This window comes from Caenimonas sp. SL110, assembly GCF_001044395.1.
GTDB lineage: Bacteria > Pseudomonadota > Gammaproteobacteria > Burkholderiales > Burkholderiaceae_C > Ramlibacter.
Map to the genome: position 1 here is coordinate 1 of NZ_JANU01000048.1, position 2,404 is coordinate 2,404.

At 56.7% G+C, this 2,404-nt stretch carries 1 protein-coding gene and 1 pseudogene; both read left to right on the top strand.

Annotation, left to right across the window (positions count from 1 at the left end; all coding sequences use genetic code 11):
• Positions 1-244 (top strand): annotated as a pseudogene (locus AQ12_RS19150) (hypothetical protein); the annotation flags it as partial.
• Entirely contained in the window at positions 241-762 is a 522-nt protein-coding gene (locus tag AQ12_RS19155) for a hypothetical protein (protein WP_048441571.1), read from the top strand. The pseudogene AQ12_RS19150 and the gene AQ12_RS19155, both read left to right, overlap by 4 nt.
• The last annotated feature ends 1,642 nt before the right edge of the window (positions 763-2,404 follow it).

The following is a 2,404-nucleotide window of genomic DNA, read 5'->3' on the forward strand; positions in this document are numbered from 1 at the left end:
TGGCGACGACATCCTCAACGGCCTGGCTGGCAGCGACTACCTCGAAGGCACCAGCGCCGATGACCTGATCTTCGGTTACGCGGGGAACGACCGGATCACGGCCACCCAGAACGGCGACGACTGGATTCAAGGCGGCGCGGGGCGCGACTTTATCGAAGCCGGTTCAGGTTCGTACCTGGCGAACCTGGTACTCACTCAATCGCGTCGAAACGACTCACTCTCTTCCGCAAGGATCGCGCTATGACCGGACTCTTCCTCTTGCTGCTCGCTACGTTGTGGTTCGCGATCACCATAGCGGCCGCTGTTGCACTGACCAGCCGGCTGAAGCATCGGCCATCGAGGGTCGCTCTGGCGATGGCGGTATTTGGACTCCTGCTTCCGCTGCCATTGCTCGATGAGCTAACCGCAAAGCCATTCTTTGACACGCTTTGCGAAGAACAGGCAGTTCTTGTTTTGGATAGCCCAAAAACTGACCGTCAGAGGGTTTGGTTCGATTCAGGTGTGCGGACCAATACGTCAATAGGCTTGCTCGACTCCGTCGTCTACCGGAAGCAATATGTAGAAATCGAGACCGGCCGGCTCGTTTATCACTACGCCACCGTCACCGCTACGGGGGGTTGGTTAGTACGACTTTTGCAATTGTCCGAATCGAACAGCCCATTGACTTTTGGATCCACGTGTGCGCCACCGGAGTTGTCGAATCTGAACGTGTGGCTTGCAAAGCACGGCATCACCGAGCTGCCGCGACCTATTTCGAACTGAGCAAATGACCTATGAACATCAACACTAATGCATTCTTAAATGCACTACTGTCAGACGCCTCCTATGTTGGTGGCTTGGCACAGGGCAGCACCGGAGCAGATTTGGCAAGCGATCTTGCCCCCCGGATGACTCCAAACTTGGCTGCGTACATCGCCAAGAACTTCACCGTTGTCACTCAGACCAAGCCCTTAGCCAGCAGCTTTGACGCTACCGTCTGGCGGGCCAACAATGCTGACGGGACGCCCAATCCCGCTGGGAATATCTACGTCAGCATGCGTGGTACGCAGCAAGGACAGGACTTTCTCACTGACGCACAACTGGCGTTATCCGGTAACGCCGGCCTACAAGTCATCGACATGATCAACTGGTGGCTTGAAATCACGACACCATCAACTAGCTCGGCGACTCAGTACCGTTATGCGCAGGATCCCGTCACCAGCGAGTGGTCGTTCTCAACTTACAGCGTCGCTGGTGGTAACTTGATTTCCACCGCCGACCTCGCCATCGGCGTAGAGGTCAGCGGTCATAGCTTGGGCGGTTATCTTGCTACAGCGTTCACGCGTCTGTTCGGCACTCAATCCCATGTCCTCCACACCACTACATTCAACAGTGCCGGCTTCGCGCCGGGGAGCGAGAGCGTCTTCGCCGAACTGCAAAATCTCATCGGCCCCAACCTCGGCTTACCCGGCTTCCCAAGCCAGTCTCAACAAACCAATTATTTTGCCGGTCACGGTCTGAACGTCACTACCAACAGCTTCTGGTTTAGCCAGCAAGGTCAGCGCGCTGACTTGTTCAATGAAGAAGGTACTGGCATCCCCAATCACTTCATGTACAAGCTGACCGATTCGCTCGCGTTGGCCAACGCCATGTCGATCATCGATCCGACGATGAACTTGGCGAGAGCAAATGCGGCTTTCGAAGCTGGCAGCATGGAGGTCACCGCAGACCTTGAGGGAGTACTGGATGGATTGCGACGAGTGCTCCAAGGCAAGGAAGTTCTGTTCACAGCGGTAGGTGACGCGAGCGGCAGCGCTGGCACCCGATTGTCCTTTTACGCCAACCTTCAGGCCATGCAGGCTGCATTTGAACCTGTAATTGGCAAGGTTCGCATCGACGTTAGCAACGGGCTACATGCAAAGGCCCGCAATGACTTTAGCGCCCTCGCGACGCTGATCACGCTAAGTCCAGTGGTATTGACAGGCACGGATTCCACATTGGACGGAGTCTTGGAGGCGGTCTGGGGTTCAACCTATTCGGACTGGCGAACTGATCGGGGCATGGCACCCGCTGATCGGGCAACCGGGTCTGAGACCTACACCGACAACTGGATTGCGGACCGAAGCCGGTTGCTGGACTCGATCATTCTGCAGAGCCAGCGCAATGCAACCACCGGTGTTGTACTAGATCCAAGCGTCCCAAGTGATCGAGCCTATCAGTACAGCTACTACGGCGGTACGCCGAATCCTGGCGAAACTCAATCCCCGCTCCGGACGCTCATTGCGGACAGCCGGCCAGGTGCCGTAACGCCTACGCAGTTGATTGCTTTTGGAAACGACTCGAACAATCAGGTCAATGGCAGCACCAATCGGCTGGGCGATCGCCTCTACGGCGGCGCTGGCGACGACATCCTCAACGGCCTGGC